This window comes from Streptomyces sp. NPDC040432, assembly GCF_055595445.1.
Map to the genome: position 1 here is coordinate 13453 of NZ_JBVIVP010000016.1, position 17429 is coordinate 30881.

Annotated in this window: 10 protein-coding genes and 3 pseudogenes; 6 read left to right on the forward strand and 7 right to left on the reverse strand. The window is 70.0% G+C overall.

All coding sequences use genetic code 11. The annotated features are described in order from the left end of the window. Window positions 1-199: 199 nt before the first annotated feature. Window positions 200-337: a hypothetical protein gene (locus ACZ58N_RS27045; protein WP_471161533.1), complete on the forward strand. Its 138-nt coding sequence runs from the start codon at window positions 200-202 to the stop codon at window positions 335-337. Between the two features lie 463 nt (window positions 338-800). Here the strand turns inward: ACZ58N_RS27045 and ACZ58N_RS27050 are convergent, their stop codons facing one another. From ACZ58N_RS27050 to ACZ58N_RS27060, 3 genes are all read right to left on the reverse strand, one after another. Continuing rightward, window positions 801-1277 (reverse strand): hypothetical protein, encoded by a 477-nt coding sequence (locus ACZ58N_RS27050; RefSeq protein WP_471164805.1) that lies wholly within the window; start codon window positions 1275-1277, stop codon window positions 801-803. Next, window positions 1274-8362 carry a polymorphic toxin-type HINT domain-containing protein gene (locus tag ACZ58N_RS27055; RefSeq protein ID WP_471164807.1) on the reverse strand — a complete coding sequence of 2363 codons (7089 nt, stop codon included), beginning with the start codon at window positions 8360-8362 and terminating at the stop codon, window positions 1274-1276. The genes ACZ58N_RS27050 and ACZ58N_RS27055 overlap by 4 nt, the downstream gene beginning before the upstream one ends. Window positions 8363-8478: 116 nt before the next feature. Further along, entirely contained in the window at window positions 8479-12852 is a 4374-nt protein-coding gene (locus ACZ58N_RS27060) for a LamG domain-containing protein (RefSeq protein WP_471164810.1), read from the reverse strand. A gap of 361 nt (window positions 12853-13213) precedes the next feature. On the opposite strand from ACZ58N_RS27060, the pseudogene ACZ58N_RS27065 reads away from it, so the two are divergent. Further along, window positions 13214-13321 (forward strand): annotated as a pseudogene (locus tag ACZ58N_RS27065) (HipA family kinase); the annotation flags it as partial. Between the two features lie 266 nt (window positions 13322-13587). Here ACZ58N_RS27065 and ACZ58N_RS27070 read toward each other — a convergent pair. The 3 genes from ACZ58N_RS27070 to ACZ58N_RS27080 all read right to left on the reverse strand — a co-directional run bounded on the left by ACZ58N_RS27070 (window position 13588) and on the right by ACZ58N_RS27080 (window position 14693). Further along, entirely contained in the window at window positions 13588-13845 is a 258-nt protein-coding gene (locus ACZ58N_RS27070) for a hypothetical protein (RefSeq protein WP_471164812.1), read from the reverse strand. A gap of 23 nt (window positions 13846-13868) precedes the next feature. Next, window positions 13869-14117, reverse strand: a complete 249-nt coding sequence (locus tag ACZ58N_RS27075; RefSeq protein ID WP_471164815.1) for a hypothetical protein — start codon at window positions 14115-14117, stop codon at window positions 13869-13871. A gap of 117 nt (window positions 14118-14234) precedes the next feature. After that, window positions 14235-14693: a hypothetical protein gene (locus ACZ58N_RS27080; RefSeq protein WP_471161486.1), complete on the reverse strand. Its 459-nt coding sequence runs from the start codon at window positions 14691-14693 to the stop codon at window positions 14235-14237. Between the two features lie 291 nt (window positions 14694-14984). On the opposite strand from ACZ58N_RS27080, the gene ACZ58N_RS27085 reads away from it, so the two are divergent. The 4 genes and pseudogenes from ACZ58N_RS27085 (at window position 14985) to ACZ58N_RS27100 (ending at window position 16651) form a co-directional block, all read left to right on the forward strand. Beyond that, complete coding sequence (locus ACZ58N_RS27085) at window positions 14985-15185, forward strand: hypothetical protein (protein WP_471164817.1); 201 nt, start codon at window positions 14985-14987, stop codon at window positions 15183-15185. After that, window positions 15157-15678: pseudogene (locus tag ACZ58N_RS27090) on the forward strand (DUF6879 family protein); the annotation flags it as partial. The gene ACZ58N_RS27085 and the pseudogene ACZ58N_RS27090, both read left to right, overlap by 29 nt. An 80-nt stretch (window positions 15679-15758) precedes the next feature. After that, window positions 15759-16091 (forward strand): annotated as a pseudogene (locus ACZ58N_RS27095) (helix-turn-helix domain-containing protein); the annotation flags it as partial. Then, the gene (locus tag ACZ58N_RS27100; RefSeq protein ID WP_471165182.1) at window positions 16043-16651 is read left to right on the forward strand and encodes a hypothetical protein; all 609 of its coding nucleotides are present in this window, start codon (window positions 16043-16045) and stop codon (window positions 16649-16651) included. The pseudogene ACZ58N_RS27095 and the gene ACZ58N_RS27100, both read left to right, overlap by 49 nt. 95 nt (window positions 16652-16746) lie before the next feature. On the opposite strand, the gene ACZ58N_RS27105 is transcribed toward ACZ58N_RS27100, so the two are convergent. After that, a complete protein-coding gene (locus ACZ58N_RS27105) occupies window positions 16747-17340 on the reverse strand; it encodes a class I SAM-dependent methyltransferase (protein ID WP_471164820.1) in 594 nt (197 codons plus the stop codon). Window positions 17341-17429 lie beyond the last annotated feature (89 nt).

Sequence of the window (17429 nt, forward strand, 5' to 3'; positions counted from 1 at the left end):
CGGCGCGGCATCGGATTCGTCCAGGTCCTGACCGATCGGCGACCGGTCTCGGGGAGTGAATTGGCTGCCCGGGACTGCCACGGGACTGCCCGGGACTGCCTCGGGACAACGACGGGACAGCTGCCCCATGAAGGTCGGGACCGTATTCGGAGATCCTGACGACGTCGCTCCAGGGGGGAGCTGACGAAAGGAGATGCTGATGCCGCAGTTGGAAATCGAATTCCCGGCCATTGCGCAGAACTGGCTGGCGGTCGAGAGCGTCCCGCAGATCGGGCGGGACGCGGCGGAGGAGCGTGCCTGGGTTCCCGCGTACTGGGCGACGCCCGCCGCCGCCTGAGGTTGGACACGGACCGGGGGTGCCAGTTTCGGGCGCCCCCGGTCCGTGTTTTCCGTTTGCCTCGGGCCTTGCTCCGCTGCTCCCGTGCGACGGCGACCTGTTCCTCGGCGGCCTTGACCTGACCGCATGCCTGGCCTGCCGCAAGCTGATACCGGCGGCCAACACCGCCACGACCATGGAACCGACAGCGATGAAATCTCCTGCATCCATGGGGCGGAATCTGGCGTGTCACCGCCATGCGGGGTCCACGCTCCGTCGCCGCGGGTTCCAGCTCGGCGCAGCGGTAAGGAGGATAGTGCGCCCTCTGTGCGCCGGGTGATGCGCCCGGGCAGCATGCCCCCCGTGTCCACGCTCCGGGGGACACCTCACCCAGTGGACGCCCCCGGCATCCTGAACAGGGCGCGCACGCCGAAGGGCGGCCCCAGTGGGGGACCGCCCTCCGGTACGTCGATCCGCCGCGCTGCTACGCGGCGCCGGCGACCAGCCGGTCCAGGGCCGCGCGGACCCCGGCGACGCGGTGCTTCCAGTCCTCACCGCGCAGGACGTCCCCGTCCCACTCGACCACGGGTCCGGCGCCGCTCACGCAGTAGCCGTACACCTGCTCGGCCACGTCCGGCGTGAGGATGTGGTCGTAGTGGAAGGCCCCCTCGTAGGCGGCCCAGGCCACGGCCGGACCGTCCGCGCACACGCGTTCCAGGCAGGCCCGCGTGTAGTCCCGCAGGTCGAGAGCGGTGTCCTCGAACGTCAGGTCGTACGAGACCACCCCGAGCCGTTCCAGCGGCTCCGGCGCGGACTCCAGCGGGAACGGGAGGAAATCGTCCGGGACCAGCCCCGCCACGTGGAACGCCTCGCGCGGCAGCGGTGTGTCACCGGCACCAATCACGAAGACGAGGACCGTGGCCGGCCCGCTCCAGGAGATGGCTTCCTGTACTTCGCTCAATTCAGGCCCCACTTCTCGATGTTCTCCGGAGTCGGGGCGAAGGCGGAGAGGACCTTGCCCTGGTGGGGGCCTTCCTTCGCCACGAACAGCACCACGATCTTCCCGTCGACGGTCTTGGCGAAGCCCTTGGACTGGGTGCCTCCGATCTTCCAGTCGAAGGTCTGGTCCGGATTGGTCAGGTTGGGCGAGAACTTCTCCTCGAAGATCTTGCGCTGCGACTCGACGCTGCCCTTGTTCGGCAGCAAGCCGTCCTTGATCAAGTAGCGCATCGCGTGGCCGCCGCCCTTGTTCATCCCCTGGAAGGCGTCGCCGACCGTGTCGTCCGAGAAGCCGATCTTGCACTTCGAGTTGTGGACCAGCACCGGGGTGGTGCCCGCGAACACGAAGTACGTGTGCAGGTCGTCGACCGTGAGGTTGTACGTCCTCGCCCGCTGCGTGAACGCCCGGTTGGCCGTCACGAGGACCGTGTCACCGGACTCGGTGAGCAGGGTCGTCCCCGCGGTGAGCGCCGCGGCGTTCACCCAGGCCCGCCGGGACGGGGACCAGAACGGGTGTTCATGGGTGGCGGTGAGCTTCTCGACACCGCTGTCCGTCGCGAGGGACAGCTCGTTGAAGTGCCGGTCCGTCTCCGTGGTGATGAGCTTGGTGACCTTGCGGACCCCGGTTTCACCCGACTCCGGGTCCGTCGTGCGCACCTGGTCGCCGAGCGCGATGTCCTCGATGTTCTTGGCGGAACCGTCGGCCATCAGCACCTTGGTGCCCGCGGTGAAGCACTCGCACGCCGAGAAGGCGTCCTCCAGGCGCTTGTACTGCCGCCCCAGCTTGAGGAAGTCACCGAAGGGAAGGAAGGCGACCACGCCGGCGGTGGCGCCGACGACGTCCCCCTCGTCCGCCGACCGCTTGACGTCGTACGCGTCGCAGCCGGCGCCGAGGACCGGAACCCAGCCGCACATCGCGATCAGGAGTTCCTTCACGACCTCGGGATTGCCCTGCTGCGCCATGCACTCCTTGCAGGCCGGGTAGCCGCTGCCGTCGCTCGAACTGCTCGAACGCTGGTGCTCGGGCGCCTTCGGCGGTCCGTAGACCAGCTTGTACTGCGGCTTGCCCACCGTCGAGCACTGGTTCATGCCCATGGCGTAGTGGCACTGCTGCTTGCCGGGCGTGACCTTGATGTGCGCCTTTCCGGAGGAGACCGCACGCCCCGCGGTGACGATCGTGTTCACGATCTTGCGGCCCTGGGTGAGCAGTTTCCACCACGGCGTGCTGAGGATCAGGTCGAGGACCCAGTCCAGGAACGACATGCCGGTCGGGTCGGCGAAGGTCGCCGGGTTGTTCCCCGCGTACCCGTAGCCATTGAGGGTTTGCGGCTTCTCCGCCTCCAGCAGCGGGTCCGGGCTGATGAAGCGGCCCGTGGACGGGTCGTACTGGCGTGCCCCGAGGTGGGTGAGACCGGTTGCGTCGTCGGTACCGCCGACGAAGCCCTTCGAGCCGGCCCAGGCCGTCGGCTCCTTGCCCCGCGGGGCGCCGAACGGCATGGTCCGCCTGTGGTCCACCGCGCCGGACACCGCGTCGACGCTGACCGTCCCGGTGTTGTGGTGGTCACTGACCTGGAAGGAGACGGTGCCGTCGTCGCTGCGCACGGCCGTCGCGCTGCCCAGCTGGTAGTAGCGGGTGGCCGCGGGCTTGGCCGCGCCCTTGCGCAGGACGAGCTCGGTGGTGCCGAGGTAGAGCGTGGTCCGCTCGGCGTTGGGGTCGGAGTTGTCCTTGCTGTGGGCCACCAGGCGGGTGCCGTCGGCCGCGTAGACGTACTCGGTCGTCTTCGTGGCCGTGCCCTCGGTGGGGTGGGTGGCCTTGTCCTCCAGCTTGACGAGGCGGCCCTCGACGTCCCAGTCCAGCTTCTGCTCACTGGTGGCGCCGGGACCCGGCTTGAGGCTGCGCGTCACGGTGTTGCCCGAGTCGTCGTAGCCGTAGGACTCCACGACCGCGGGGTCGGCGCCGGTCTTGGAGCTCGTGCCGGACAGCGCGTGCGGGCGGGGCGCTCCCGCCGCCGGGTAGGAGTAGGTGCGCAGGCTGTTCTTGGCGCTGTTCCCCGTCAGGTCGTGGCGGGTTTCCGTCTTGCGGGTGCCGTCGGTGTTGTAGGTGTAGCTGTTCCAGTACGGCGCCGGGCCGCCGATCTCGGCCGGAGTGGGCGACGGCGGGCACTGGGTGCTCTTGGAGGTGAATTCCTCGGTCACGCGCGCCAGGTGGTCGTGACGGAAGCACTGGGTCTCGGTGCCGACGCGGGACACGTCGCTGATGGACTTGACATTGCCCGCTTCGTCGTAGCCGTAGGTCACGGCGCTGACGGCCTGGGCGATGCCGTACTGGTCGGTGCGGCGGCTCGCGAGTCGCTGCGTGCCGTACTCGTAGGCGTCGGTGATCCAGGTGTCCTGGCCGCCCGCCTTGAGGGTGGTCTGCAGCGACTTGCCGGTCAGCGTGTACGTCTGCCCGGAGAGGTAGCCGCCCAGGTTGCCGCTGATGCCGGTGACCTGGCGCAGGTCGTTGTAGGTGTAGGCGAGGGACTCGGCCGCGAGGTTGCCCGCCGCCGGGTAGGAGGCCGTCTTCTGCGTGCCGTCCAGGTTGTAGGTGCCGGCGGTGGTGTACGTGCCGGCCAGGGCTTCCTGCCCGGGCACGGAGGGCACGGTGAGCGTGGTCCGGCCGGGGCGGTACAGGGCGTCGTAGTTCGTGAAGGTGTTCTTGTACTCGTACGTCGCGCCGTTGATCCGCGCGTAACGCGTGCCGGAGGCCAGCTTGCCCTGGGCGCCGGCGGGGTCCCAGGTCTGGGACGTCAGGAGCGGTCCGGTGGCCGAGCCCTCACGGCTTTCCAGCTGCCGGGACAGGTTGTCGTACGTGTATGCGACGGTCTTGAGCCGGCCGTCCGTGACAGAGGTGTTCTGGCCGCGGTCGTTGTACTTCTTGACCGACGTGCCGCTGTCCGGGTCGACCGCCTCGATCTGGCGTCCGAGCTGGTCGTACTTCCAGCTCCAGACACTGCCCGCCGTGTCGGTGAGCTTGGCCAGCGCGCCGGTGGGCGCGTACTGGTAGTGGGTGCTGTCGTACGGCCCGGTCGGCGTGGCCTCCTTGTGGGTGCGGACCTCCGTGGTGCGGCCGAGCGCGTCGGAGAGGGTGGTGGTGGCGACTCCGCCCTTGGGGGGCGTGACGCTGACCCGGTCGCCGGAGTACTCGGTGCGCGTGACCGCCAGGGGAACCCCGACGCCGTTGCCCTTGAGCAGGGTCGACTTGGTCGGTCGGCCCATCGCGTCGTACTCGACCGCGGTCTGAGTCTCGACGCCGGTGGCGTCCTCGACCTTGAAGAGGGCCCCGGAGGGCGCCTTCTTGGCGTAGTACGGCGAGTAGCTCAGCGCGGCCCGGCCCATGGCGTCGTAGAACGTGTCCGTGAGGACCATGCCGCCCTCGGCGGCCCGCTTCTGGGTCTGGCGGGGACGGACGAAGCCGTCGTACAGGGTGTACTCGGCGTCCTGGGAGCCGTCGTTGTTCAGGGTGAGGCTCGCCACCGAGGCGATGCCGCCCTCCGCCGTGCTGTACCGGTACTCGGCGTTGGGGCTCTGGCCGTTCACCTTCGAGCGGTTCGGCTGCCACACCTTGCGGGTGCGGCCCAGGGCGTCGTACTCGATGTCCGTGCGGCGCCCGGTGGTGTCCACGACCGATACCGGCAGGGCGCGCCCCGCGTCGAAGGTGGTCGTCGTGGTCTGGGCGGTGGCCGCCACGCCCGCCGTCGCCGGCGGGGTCGTCGACTTCATGGACGTCGGGCGACCGGTGGCCGGGGTGTACACGGTGGTGCTGACGTGCGCCTGCGGGTGGGCGGTGGTCGTCGGCGCGGCCGACTCGTTCGCCGGGTTGTGGACGCTGGTCGACGCGAGGCCCGTGACCTTCAGCGGGCGGCCGTAGACGTCGTACGTCGTGGTGTTGTCCAGGTAGACGGCCTGCGTCGCCGAGCGCGTCTTGAGCACGCCGATGGTGGTCGCCAGGCCCTTGGTGGGCGCGGCGCCGTGGCCTTGGCCGTCGTAGCGGGTGCGGACGTCGGAGAGGACGTCGGAGGTGCCGTCGGCGCGGGTCACCCGGTTGACGGCCTTGGCGCAGTCGCCGGCGACCGTCTCGACGCGCACGGGGGCGTTGAAGATCCCGACCGCGGGGTTGTCGGCGTACGTCGTGCGGGTGCACCTGTCGTCCGTCGTGTTGGCCACGTCGCCGAGTTCCTCGGAGGCGGTGGCCCGTCCGCGGCTGTCGAACTCGGGGGTGTTGACCTTGACCTCACGCCAAGCGCTGCCCGCGCCCTTGTCCAGGGAGACGAACGAGCGGGTGGTGCCGACGTTGGTGATGTTGGCCGTGGTCGTGCCCCAGTCGCGGACGCGCTCGGCGGTCTGCTTCTTCCACGGGGTCTTGACCTCCTTCTGGAGGATCTTCCCGCCGGGGGCGTCGTACTCCTCCGTCCGATACTCGAACCCGCGCCAGGCCTCGTCGTCGACGAGGGTGGTGCCCTCGCCGTCGGCGACGCTCACGGAGCGCTTCTTGGCCTTGTCCGAGGGGTCGCTGCGGTCGCCGTCCATGCCCCGCAGGAAGTAGTGGTCCTCCTGCGAGACGAACGCCTGGTTGGAGCCTGTCTCGACGCGGGTGTGCGCGTACCCGCGCCACTGCGACCAGGTCTTGAGCTTCTCGCGGGTCAGGCCGTCGTCGTCGTCGAAGTGCCAGGCCGCTCCGCCCAGGTAGGTGTACTTCGTCATGGTGTCCGGCGCGCCGCCGGTGCGGTCGGTCGCGATGACCGTGTCGACGACGTACTTGTTGAACCACTCGTTCGTCACCGGCTGGGTGTCGATCGGCTGGTACTTGACCGGGAAGCACCGGGTCTTGTTGTCCTGCGGAGTCGGCAGGCTCGACCAGGAGCAGGCGGGGGCCGAGTAGTTGGCGTCGATCTGGCCGCCGTACTCGTCCGAGATGGTCGTCAGGCGCTTCTTGTGGAAGGGGAGGCGCCCGTCACCGTCCTTGTCGAGGCGGTTCGGCATCGGGGTGTACGAGAAGGTGGTCTTCGGGATGGCGATCGGTGTGGTGGCCGCCAGGCCCGTGTGCTGCACCGACGACAGCAGCAGTTGGTAGTCGCTGTCCGCGGTGCCCCAGTGGTAGTCGAGCTTCCAGCGGTCGGTGTCCTTGTAGGTGCCGTCGGCCTGGAGCGTCTGGGTGGTGATCGTGTCGAGGCGGGTGGTGGTGAAGAAGGTCGGGGAGAACCGGCCCTTGTCGCAGTCCGTGCCCGCCTTGCAGTTCCGGTCCCAGGGCGTGTCGTACCAGTACTGGCGATTGGCGTCGATCTTGGCGAAGTCGCAGACCGTGCCGGACTCCAGGCAGCGCCCGGTGGTACCGAAGGTCACGCGTGCCATCGGCTTGACCGTGGCGGAGTGGATGTCGGCCTTCTGCTGGCCGTACTCGATGCGCTCCAGCGTGCCGCCGCGCTCGTACGGGGTGTCGTCCGCAGCCTTCATGTTGCGGCCGTAGGAGTTCGTCTCCGGCTTGTACCAGTAGGTGATGTCGTTGCCCTTGGCGTCCACGACCAGGTCGAGGTTCCAGCGCCAGCCCTGCTGGCACCAGGACGCGGCGAAGGTGGCGGCGTGGCAGGGCTCGTTGGCGTCGTCGCCGAAGACGGGCACGGTGTAGACCGACTTGGTCTCCGGCTTTCCGGCCGCCCAGTTGGGCAGGCGGTTGTAGCCGAAGTGGTACTGGGTGCCGTCGGGCGTGACGGCCTTGAAGTACTCGCCGTCGTTGTCGCCGTTGCCGCGCGCGGAGTCGCGGACGCGGACCACCTTGGTGCCGTCGTCGCCCTGGACCCGCCACTCGTCGGCGCCGACGGGTATCAGCTCGCCGGAGTGCCCGTCGAAGCTGATCGTCGCGTTGTCGTAGGCCCAGCAGAGGTCACCCGGCTTGATGCCGTTGTTCTCGACCCCGTCGTCGGCGCAGGGCTTGTACGCGCGCTCGACGAAGCCTTGGCCCATGCCGAAGCCGTCACCGGCCCAGGAGGACTGGTTGTTGCTGTTCGCGCTGCGTCCGTCGATGGAGGCGGAGGAGTACGAGAGGCCGATGCCGGGCTTCAGGTCGCCCGGGACGGGCGGGACGCCGATGTCGTAGCTCCAGGCGAAGGAACCGCCGTTGAGATCGGTGCTCCAGCGACCCGAGGCGGCCATCGGGGTGGCCGTGAAGTCCCCGGAGGGGCCGGAGGCGGCCGGGGCGGCCGCCAGGACTATGGCACCGCCGCCGGCGCCGAGGGCGCTCTTCGAGGCGGTACGGGCGCCTGCGGCCGAGCCTGCCGGGAGGGTGACGCCCTTGGCGCCGACCCGGCCCTTCTCGGCGTCGTTGACGCTGTCGAGCGGGGCCTGGGTACGGCATTCGGGCCGGTCGGGCGTGGTCAGGACACAGGCGGGCAGCTGCACCAGGCGCAGCCGCTCGCCGTAGCCGGCGCCGCCCGCCCGGGCGAAACCGCTGTAGTCCAGCGCGACGTCGACCTCGGAGGCCCGGGAGCCGGTGTCGGCGCGGCCGACGGTGAGCAGGACCCCGTCCACGCCGGCCTTCTTGGCGGCGGCGCGGTCCAGCACCTCGACCGTGACGGCCACGGGGGGTGCGGACGGCGCCGAGGCGCGAGCCGGGGCGCCGGCGGCCGGGCGGGCGAACTCCACCGGGGCCCCGGCAGCGGCCGCGGACAGCAGTACCGGCAGCTTGCCGGCCCGCAGAGGCGCGGCCGCGGCGGGGGAGGCCGGGGCGGGGGTGGTGGGGGTGGACAGCACGGCGGTGGCCGAGGCCTTCGCCGGCCAGGTGACCTTCGGCTTGGGGGGCGGTGCGGGAACAGCGGTCTTGCGGCCCTTGACCGCGGTGCTCGACGTGCCCTTGACGGGACGCTCGTGCGAGCGGGCCGCGGGGGCCTGGGAGTTGGCGACGGCCGGCGTCTCGGGCACGGCCTGCAGCAAGGTGGCCAGCACCGTGCCGCTGACGAGTACGGCGATGCGTGCCGTACCGCGTCCGCGTCTGCGGCGGATGGGGAAGCTCACGTAAGGATCCTCGATGTGCCGTCCGGGCGCGCGCCCGGACGGACTGATGGGAAGTGGAGCCCCCCGCTCCGACCGGCGCGGGGCCGGACGGAGCGGGGGGACGGGAGGTGGCGGGCCTACAGCCCGGGGGACTTGGTGTCGAGCTCGTCGCCCAGGGCAGAGAGCATGATCACCTGGGCGTGGCTCAGCACGCCCTGGTAGGCCCACATGTCGTCGACCTCGCCGGACAGGTGGTTCTTCCACTGCCCGCCCGTGCGGGTCCGGCCGAACTGGATGCCGCCGGCGGCGACGAAGGCAGATGGGGCTCCCGCCCAGGAGACGTGGTCGGTGCACCCGGGGGCGCTGCCGTCGTCGGGGCAGAGCTGGTTCTCCAGGTTCCCGTTGACGTACAGGGTGAGCTGGTCGGAGAACCCGTCGTAGACGACCGCAAGGTGGTTCCAGTTCTCCAGGAACAGGGACGCGTCATAGGTGTGGATCACGCTGGTGTGCGTGGCCGAGGCTCCGTCGGCGTTCGCGACCGTGGCCTGCCACCAGCCGGTGGCCTGGCCGTCGACGATCTTGTTGAACTTCCACCCCACGGTGAGGGCGCTCTCGTTGGCACCTGCGACCGACAGCACCGTCATGTCGCGCTCGGGCGATCCGGCCGTCTGCGCCCAGCCGGCGAGGGAGAAGCTCTCGTCGGTGCGCAGCGGGGCGGTGGCGGTGGCCGCGTACCCGGTGGTGCCGTTGAGGTTCAGGCTGCCGGTCCCGATAACACCGCCGCCGGGGTTGATCGCGGCCTGCCCGTACAGGGTGGCCCCGGCGGCGCCCGCGGGCTCCCCGGGAGTGACGTTGCCGGGGGCCTGGTTGAACTTCCACCGGCCGACCAGCTGCGGCCGCTGCTGGACCATGTCCTGGATCTCCGGGCCGGTCAGGACGCGGTCGAAGAGCCGTACGTCGTCCACCGTGCCGCCGGTGAAGAACTCGCTCGCGCCACCGGCGCGGCCGACCGCTCCGATGCGCAGGTTCCCCTTGCCGTTCCAGGGAGTGGTCTGCGTGTAGGCGGTCTCGCTGACCAGGTATCCGTTGATGTACAACCGGATCTTCTGGGCCGTGGAGTCGGAGACGCCGACCAGGTGAGTCCATTCGTTGTTCGGCGTACTGAAGCAGGGAGCGCCGTTGACCTTCGTGCCGGCCGTGCAGGCCGGCTGCCACGTGGTGACGAGCTGGGCGTCCGCGGTGTCCGCCTTGTACCGGCCGAACTTCCACTTCTTGTCGGCGGCCGAGTAGTACAGCGAGAACTCGTTGTTCTGCGCGCCGGTCTGGCCGACGGCCATTCTGGGGACGGTGTCGCCCGCCGCGATGGCCGGGAGCTTCACCCAGGAGGAGACGGCGAAGCTGCGGGTGCCGTCGACCTGCGGGCCCTTGACGTCCGCGTACCCGTTCGCGCCGAATCGCACGGCCTTGCCGGACACTCCGGGCACGCCCGTCTCGATGGTGCCGGTGGGCACGGCGGCGCCTGCCTCGGACCGGCCGGCCATCTCGGGGCCGGTGCCGTCCAGCGACCAGACGGCCTTCGCGCCGGGGCCGGTGACGACGGCGCCGTCCTTGGCTGCGGTGACCTCGGCCGGGCTCAGGACGCGGTCCCAGACCCGGATGTCGTCCAGCGAGCCCTTCCAGGCGTCGGTGTACGCGCTGCGGTACTTGAGCCGACCGATTTCCAGCGAGCCGCGAGCCGACCAGGCGGTCACGGCGGTCACCGGCGTGCCGGCGACACCGTTCACGTACAGGGTCGCCGTCTTGGCCTGGGCGTTGTACACGCCGGTCAGATGGGTCCACTCGCCGGCTACGGGCGCGGTCGCAGAGGTGGCCATGGCCCAGGTGGGGATGGCGACCGCGTCCGCGGACGGCATCTGCAGGGTCCACTTGCCGGTGTGCAGGCCCAGCCCGAAGGCGTGCTGGACCCGGCCGCTCTGGCTGACCGCCGAGGCGGAGTTGCCGGCGACCTCCGCGGCGTTGACCCAGGCGGAGACGGTGAAGCTCTTGTCCGTCTCCAGGACCGCGCCCGCGGTGCTGAGGTGGTCGGTCGGGGTCTTGTCGGCGGCGAGCGCGCCGGACAGGGTCACGCCCTCGCCGCGGACGGCGGGGACACCCGGGACGGCGCCTCCCGCCAGCGTGGCGGGGTGGTTGCCGCCCTCGCCCGGAAGGGCGTCGGCGTCGGCGTCCATGGACCAGCCCGCGCGCTGCGGTTGGCCGTTGAGGACGTTGAAGTAGTAAGTGGTGTTCTCGGACGCGTTGCCGGCGGCGTCCATGGCCCGGACGGACAGGAAGTGCGGACCGTCGGTGGTCATCAGCAGGTTCACCGAGCGGGCGGCGCCGCCGGTGGTGGCCACCTCGCGGGCGCTGGAGGGCGACTGGTCGAGGCCGTACTGGTACTTCACCGCGTCCGCGGAGGCGGTGTCGAAGGAGAACGTGCCGTACTTGCCGACGCCGTCGGTCCAGGGCAGCTCGGCCTGGGCATCGGTGGAGCCGGGGAACGCGGACGAGGTGACGACCGGCCCGACGGGAGCCGAGGTGTCGATCCGGAAGTAGCAGTCGGTCGGCGTGGTGCCCGTGGAACTCCACGGACTCCACTCACTGCCGTCCCAGGCCCGGGCCTCCCAGCCGACGGTGGTCTCCTTCGGCACGGCCGCCGGCAGGGTGACCGAGAAGAGGGAGCCGGAGGCCTTGAAGGTGCCGGACGACGGGGCCGTGCCCTCCGCACCGGTCGACCACCAGCGCCGCTTGAACACGCCCGCGCTGTCGCTCCACGCGGCCGCGAACTGGACGCCCAGCTTGTCGCCATCGGGGTCGAAGACCTTGGCGGTGACCTGGGGGTGCTTGGTGATCGGGAGGGTGCTGCTGGAGCAGACCGACCCCGGGGACATGGTCAGGTCCTTCATCTGCGGCTGCTTGGGCGGCAGGTTGTAGCCGATCTGGACGGACGCGGTGCCGCTGAAGCGCTTCCAGGCGTACCCGTCCGACTCGTTCTCCGCCTTCAGTCCCAGGGTGACGTCGACCCAGTCGCCGTTGGCGGCCTGCTGGAACTTGTCCCGCAGGGTCTTCGAGGTGGATCCGCCGAACTCCACATAGCCCGAGGCGCAATTGGTGTGGCCACGGGCTGCCTGGATGGTCTGGAGGTGCTGCGACCAGAACGCCGGGGAGCTGGAGTTGGACCAGTTCGTACCGGTGCCGATGCGGCCGGTGGCGTACAGCTGGAGCGGCTTCTTCGTGCAGCTGAAGGAGTGGGTCTCCCACACGTTCAGCTTCGCCGAGAGGATGTTCTTCCCCACGAAGGAGCGGCCCTTGACCGGTATGGAGTAGAGCACCCGCTTGAGATCGTTGGAGGCGCAGGCCGCGTCGATGCAGTAGCCCGTGCCGAAGTCGCCCCCGAACTTGTAGTAGGAGTTGCCCGGCCAGGCGCGGGAGATGCCCGCCCAGGCTCCGGCCTTCGGCGTGTCCAGGTTCGGGTCGATGAGCACCGGGTAGACCGTCCCGGGCGCGTCCAGGAGCGCGCGGTCCGGCGTCAGTACCAGGGACTTCTGGTCGTCGGCAATGGTGAGCCCGACGGGGGCGGCGTGCGCGGCGTCGTCGGCGACGAGCACGCTCTGCCGCCCTGACGGGGCGCTCATGGCCTTCCCGGCCCGGGCGGCCTCGGGCTGGGTACCGGAGACGTGGTCCGGTACCGGCGGCAGGGCCGTGCTCTGCGGGAGGCCGCCCGAGGAGTCGAACATGACGGGCCTCGGCGCCTCGAAGACGGTGCCGCCGCCCGCGGTGTCCACCGCGGCCACCGAACCGTCCGCGTTGCGGCGCATGGTCAGGCCCTTGGCCGACATGTCCAGCGTCAGCTGGTTCAGCTGCGGGTTCTTCGCGGCTTCGGGCGTCTTGACGACGAAGAACTGGGTGAATCCGCCCTCCGTCGCAGTCATCCGCAGGTCGATGTCGGGCAGGATCGACGGATACACGGCGGTGGCCCCGTCGACGACGGGCCGCGGCAGCGGCCGGGGCCAGCTGAGGGCCAGCTCCTTGCCGGCCCGGCCTATCCGCACCAGCGGCCGGTCGCCGCCGCCACCGGAGAACTCCAGGTCCGTGAGCGTGGCCCCGGGCGCGAGGGCGCCGGACGGCGTGCTGCGGAGCGTGGTGTCGATGTCCTGCCAGTTACCGTCCTTGCGGGTGCGGACGGGCTTGGTGTGGATGGTCGCCAGGAGCGTCCCGTCGGGCTTCGCCGACACGTCGCTCGTCTCGGTCCGCAGCGAAGGGACGCCGACGTCCTTGTTGCTGCGGCGGGCCTCCGCGACGGCGAGGGACTCGGGAGAGCCGGCCTGGTCGGAGCCGGCTCCACCGGCCGCGGAGGTCGCGCTGCGCGCGCCCGGATCCGCTGTCGCGGCCGTCGGCGCCACACCGGAGAGGGCGACGCCGGACAGCACCCCCAGTGCTGTGATGCGTGTGAAGACGCGACGCCGGCCGGGCATGCGTCTGCGATCGGGCAAAAACCCCACGTGAGGATCCCCCAGAAGAACAGGAACGATACGAACGTCCGAATGCAATGGATCTTGCGAAGGGAAGTCAAGACTCCTCCCGGGAGCCCGGAGGTGCCCTCGGACGGGCCGTCGTTACCTGCGAGTAGCGGCATCCGCGACAAGAGGGCGGGTTACATGGCCCGTTGAGGGGGCGCTCCTTATCAGGCGGACCTGTGGACGGCCCCCGGCAGCACCATGGCTTTGGGAAAATATTTGCTTACTCTTTACTGTCTATGGCGTTTCAACGCGCGCATGAGAGAAGGGAAGTTGGTGGACGGCCTGCGGCCCGGTGCCGGATAGCCTGGGCTGATGTTTGTCCGAAGTGATCGCGACCCATTACGTCACGCCCCTGCGTGAGGGCGGCTCGCTACCGGGGATCGTCGAGGCCGACGATCTCGGGACCTGCGTCATGAAGTTGTCCATCCAGTAGCGCTGACCTGCGTAGGGTGTCGACCCGTGCCCGCGTGGATGGTCCGTGGAGGTCGAGGTCGTCCGGGTCGACGAACTTGTCGACCCCGCGCCCGCAGGGATGCTCCGGGGATGCCGTGCGGGCGCAGCGGTGGAATGCCGCCCCAGGCGTACCCCCGTCAAGTTATGCAGGGAGGGGCGGACCTTGACGGCGTAAGCGGGGGAGTCAGGGTATGGCTGCTGCTCGCCGACTTTGCCGTAGCCCCACCCCTCGTACGCCTACTGCACCTTCGGGTGCGTGGTGTCCACGAGCAGCACGGCCAAGGCTTCCAGCCGGCCGTCCAGGAGTGTCGTGTGCAGCCGCTCGGCCGCGCCGGTCTTGCGCCACTTCGCCAGCACCATCAACTCCGACACCGCGAACGTCACCGTCTTCTCCGGCACGGGGTCGAGGTGCCCCCGCCACCATTCCCAGCCGTCGGTGAGCGGTGCTCCGCACGCGTAGCCGACCGGCTCGCCGCCGTCGTAGCCATGACGCACACGAAGCCGGAGTTCTCTCCCCCTCAGTGGTCCCCGAACCACGGGAAGCGCTGGGCGAACTCGTCGTCGGCCGGGTACTCCGGGATGCGGGCGTGGACGTCGATGAGGGTCCAGTCGTTGGCGGTGGCGGAGCCCGGAGCCGCCGTGAGTAGGTCAAGGTTGATCTGTTGGGCCCGGCCGGGGCGGCCCGCCAGGTCCGGCGGAGCCTTCCTCGACCGGCAGCGCTGCGAGAACGAGTCGAGCAGCAACTCCTGGCGCTTCGACGACTGCAAGAAGTTGTTCCCCGGCCAGACCGGTCTCAGCGGCTGGGACTGATCCCGCCCATCGCAAGGCCCCGCCCCGGCACCGCGCCGTCCGGCCGGCCGGCGGGAGCTTCGTCGTTCCCGGAGTCAGTAGCTGAACGAGACGACCGCCTCCGACGAGCACAGGTCCGCCCACCGCGTCCGGTCGACACACACCTTGATCACCGCGCGCGCCCCGTGCGCGTCGTGGCGCAACCGACGGGAGAGGGAACCGGACGCGCTGGTGTCGGTACGCAAGGTCTGACTGGACCCGGCGCTCTCCCACTTGCCGTTCTTGAGGAAGAAGAACTCGGCCTCCACGTAGACCGGATCCCCATCCCCGGCCCGCAGGTCACGCCAGTTCGCGCCGACGGTGGCGTAAACGCCGCCGTTGTTGGCGAAGTCCCCGTTGGCGGAGGCGACGTTTCCGGCGGAGACGCGGGCGTGGATCGGCCCCCAGGACTTCCCGGCAGCTTGCGCGGTCGGCGCCGCGACCAGGGACGCGGCCACTGACGCCGCTGCCAGGGCGGACGCGGTCAGGATTGTGCGGAAACGGGCTCGTCGCATCGTGGCCTCTTTCGTTGGTTCCGACCGGCAGATCCTCCCACAGTGGGACATAGCCGGTGCGGAAAACTCCCGGATGGGGCGGTCCGGATCAGGCGGGGGCTTCGGCATTTTCCGGACTCAAATCCGGCCAACCTCACGGCCGTTCCGACCCTGCCCCTTCACGATCTCCCTCGCCTCCACGAACGTCGTCCGCAAATCCTCGCAATCACCTGGACAGGGGAGAGCCCCGTGACGCCACGGTTCGGCGGGATGGACCCCACTACCACGGGCGGCGGATCTCCCACCGTGTGGGTGGACGACGTGAAGCGGGAGCCGGTGATCCAGGGCTGGGTTCCGGACGAGGAATTGCCGGCGAAGATCAGCACGACCGAGTGGGTATCCGGCCACGACACCGGTATTCCCGAAGGTGAGAACGCGACCCGCGTGCCGCCCCGTATGGCCGCGATCCCGAGCAAGGCTCTCGATGACGCAGAAAGCGCCGGACTTCTCTGAACTCCTCGGCTCCGCCCGACACACGGCGGCCCACCTGGCGATGCGCGACGTCTACTGCGTGGGCGAGGAGGTCGACACCTTCAACCGGTTCCTGTCGACCGGCGAGGCCGACCTGGACCCGCAGTCGCCGCTCTGGGTGGGCTGGACCCCGATCGCCCGCGAGGCGGTCGGCCGCGGCGTGGTCATGCGGCGGGCCCGGATCGTCTCCGAGCCGGTCACCGTCTACATCCGCTACGAGCACGCCCTCACCCCCGTCAACATCGCGATCGGCGAGGATGTCCGCCGGCTCCCCCGCCGTTGTGCGTCGGACATCGCCCTGCCGGGCAACGACCTGTGGTTGATCGACGACCGCTTGGTGATGTCCCACTGGTGGACCGGTGAGGGCGACTGGGCCGGCCACGAGTTCACCGAAAATCCGGCGGTGGTCAAGATGGTCGCCGACGCCTTCGAAACGGTGTGGAAGCGCGCGATCCCTCACGCCGAGTACACCGTCTTGCCCCGACACGACGGTTCCAATGCCCTCTTCACCCCTCCTCCCGCGCGCAGTCGGCCCGCGAGGCCCTTGCCGTACGCCTGTCCCACATCCGCAAGGACGCCGGTCTCACCGGGCGCGAGTTGTTCGCCCGGTGCGGCTGGCATCCCGCGAAGACGACCAGGATCCAGAAGGCCGAGATGGCGCCCTCGGACGCGGACATCCGCACTTGGTGTTCCTTCTGCGGGGCCGAGGATCAGGTCGGCGACCTGATCGCCACCTCTCGCGTCGTGGAATCCATGTACCAGGAGTGGCGCAAGCTGCACCGCAACGGTATGCGCACGGCCCAGGAGGACTGGACGACCGGGCAGGAACAGACCCGGGTGTGTCGGGTGTACGTGTCGAACGCTGTGCCCGGCTTCCTCCAGACCCCGCCTGCGCCACCGCGCTCATCCCCTTCGGCGCGCCGACCGAGGTGCCGGTCCGGCCCGGCGCGGTCAGCGAGCGGTGGGCCCGCCGGCTCACCATGTGCGACCCGACCGTCGCTCACGTCGTTCTCGCCCAGGGCAAGAAGGCGGAGGCGTTCTTCATCGACCCGCTCACCGATATGCCGGTCCTGCGTACCGCCGACCATGAAGGCAAGCAGGTCTGGGGGTTCCACGCCCCGCTTTCCCTCCCGGCCGGGGACGCCGAACTCGCCTCGGTGGTCCTGCACCACACCGTGTGGGTCACCACCAGCGACGGCCACCTCCACCCCGCCCCCTGCACCCCCTCCGAGCACCTGTGGTGGGGCGACGGCTGGGCGACCACCCCAGCGAGGCTGCCACCGTCATCAACCCGGCCTGGACAACCTCGGCGCCACTCCCAACCTGCGCGAGCACTGGAACGCACCCAAGGGCCTGGCCGCGCTGTTCAACGAGGACCACAAGCAGGGCACCGAGCTCACCGCAGCACTTTGCTGCACGCCCGCCTGACCCCGCCCCGAACACGCTGAACCCACGTCATTGACAGCCGCACCGCAAAGGGCCTCGCGGGTCTCGCCCACCGGGGCCGGGCGGAGAGGCAAGTTGTGCGGGGACCGGGGGCACGTCACGTCCTCGTGAGGACGGCCACCAGGTAGTCGGACCCCTCGGCATAGGGCTGCAGGTCCCACGTGGACAGCAGGAGGCCGGGGGACAGGCCGGCGGCCTCGGCGTCCTGCAGGAATTCTTCGGGCGGGTAGCCGCGTTCGGTGCCGAACCCGATCACCGCCCGCCCCCCTGCCCGTAGGTGCTTCGCGAACCGGCCCAGGACGGTGCGGCGCGTGTCGGGGGCGAGGAAGGTCATCACGTTCCCGGCACACACCAGCACATCGAAGCCCTTGGCGGGGAGGTCGAGCTCGGAGAGATCCCGAGTGAGCCATTGCGCTCCGGGGTGATCGGTGCGGGCCGCGGCGACGAGGGCCGGGTCGAGGTCGACACCCGTGACGTCGTGTCCGGCCCGGGCCAGATATCCGCCGACCCGGCCGGGACCGCAGCCCGCGTCGAGGATCCGGGCTCCGCGAGGAACCATCGCGTCGACGAGGCGGGCCTCACCATGCAGATCGACGCCGTCCTCGGCGAGCTTCCGAAAGCGGTCGATGTACCACTGAGAGTGACCCGGGTTCTCCTTGAGAAGGGCGAGCCAACCGTTCTTGTCGTTCACCCAGCCAACTATGCCTGCCCCGGCGTAGAGGCATGACACATCTCCTCTACTCGCAGTGGAGTCGACGTATGGCAGACGAAACGAGCATC

Bases quoted from the DNA above. Each gene is read 5' to 3' on its own strand.
- ACZ58N_RS27060 (WP_471164810.1), bottom strand. From the start codon at position 12,852: ATGCCCGGCCGGCGTCGCGTCTTCACACGCATCACAGCACTGGGGGTG.
- ACZ58N_RS27045 (WP_471161533.1), top strand. From the start codon at position 200: ATGCCGCAGTTGGAAATCGAATTCCCGGCCATTGCGCAGAACTGGCTG.
- ACZ58N_RS27080 (WP_471161486.1), bottom strand. From the start codon at position 14,693: ATGCGACGAGCCCGTTTCCGCACAATCCTGACCGCGTCCGCCCTGGCA.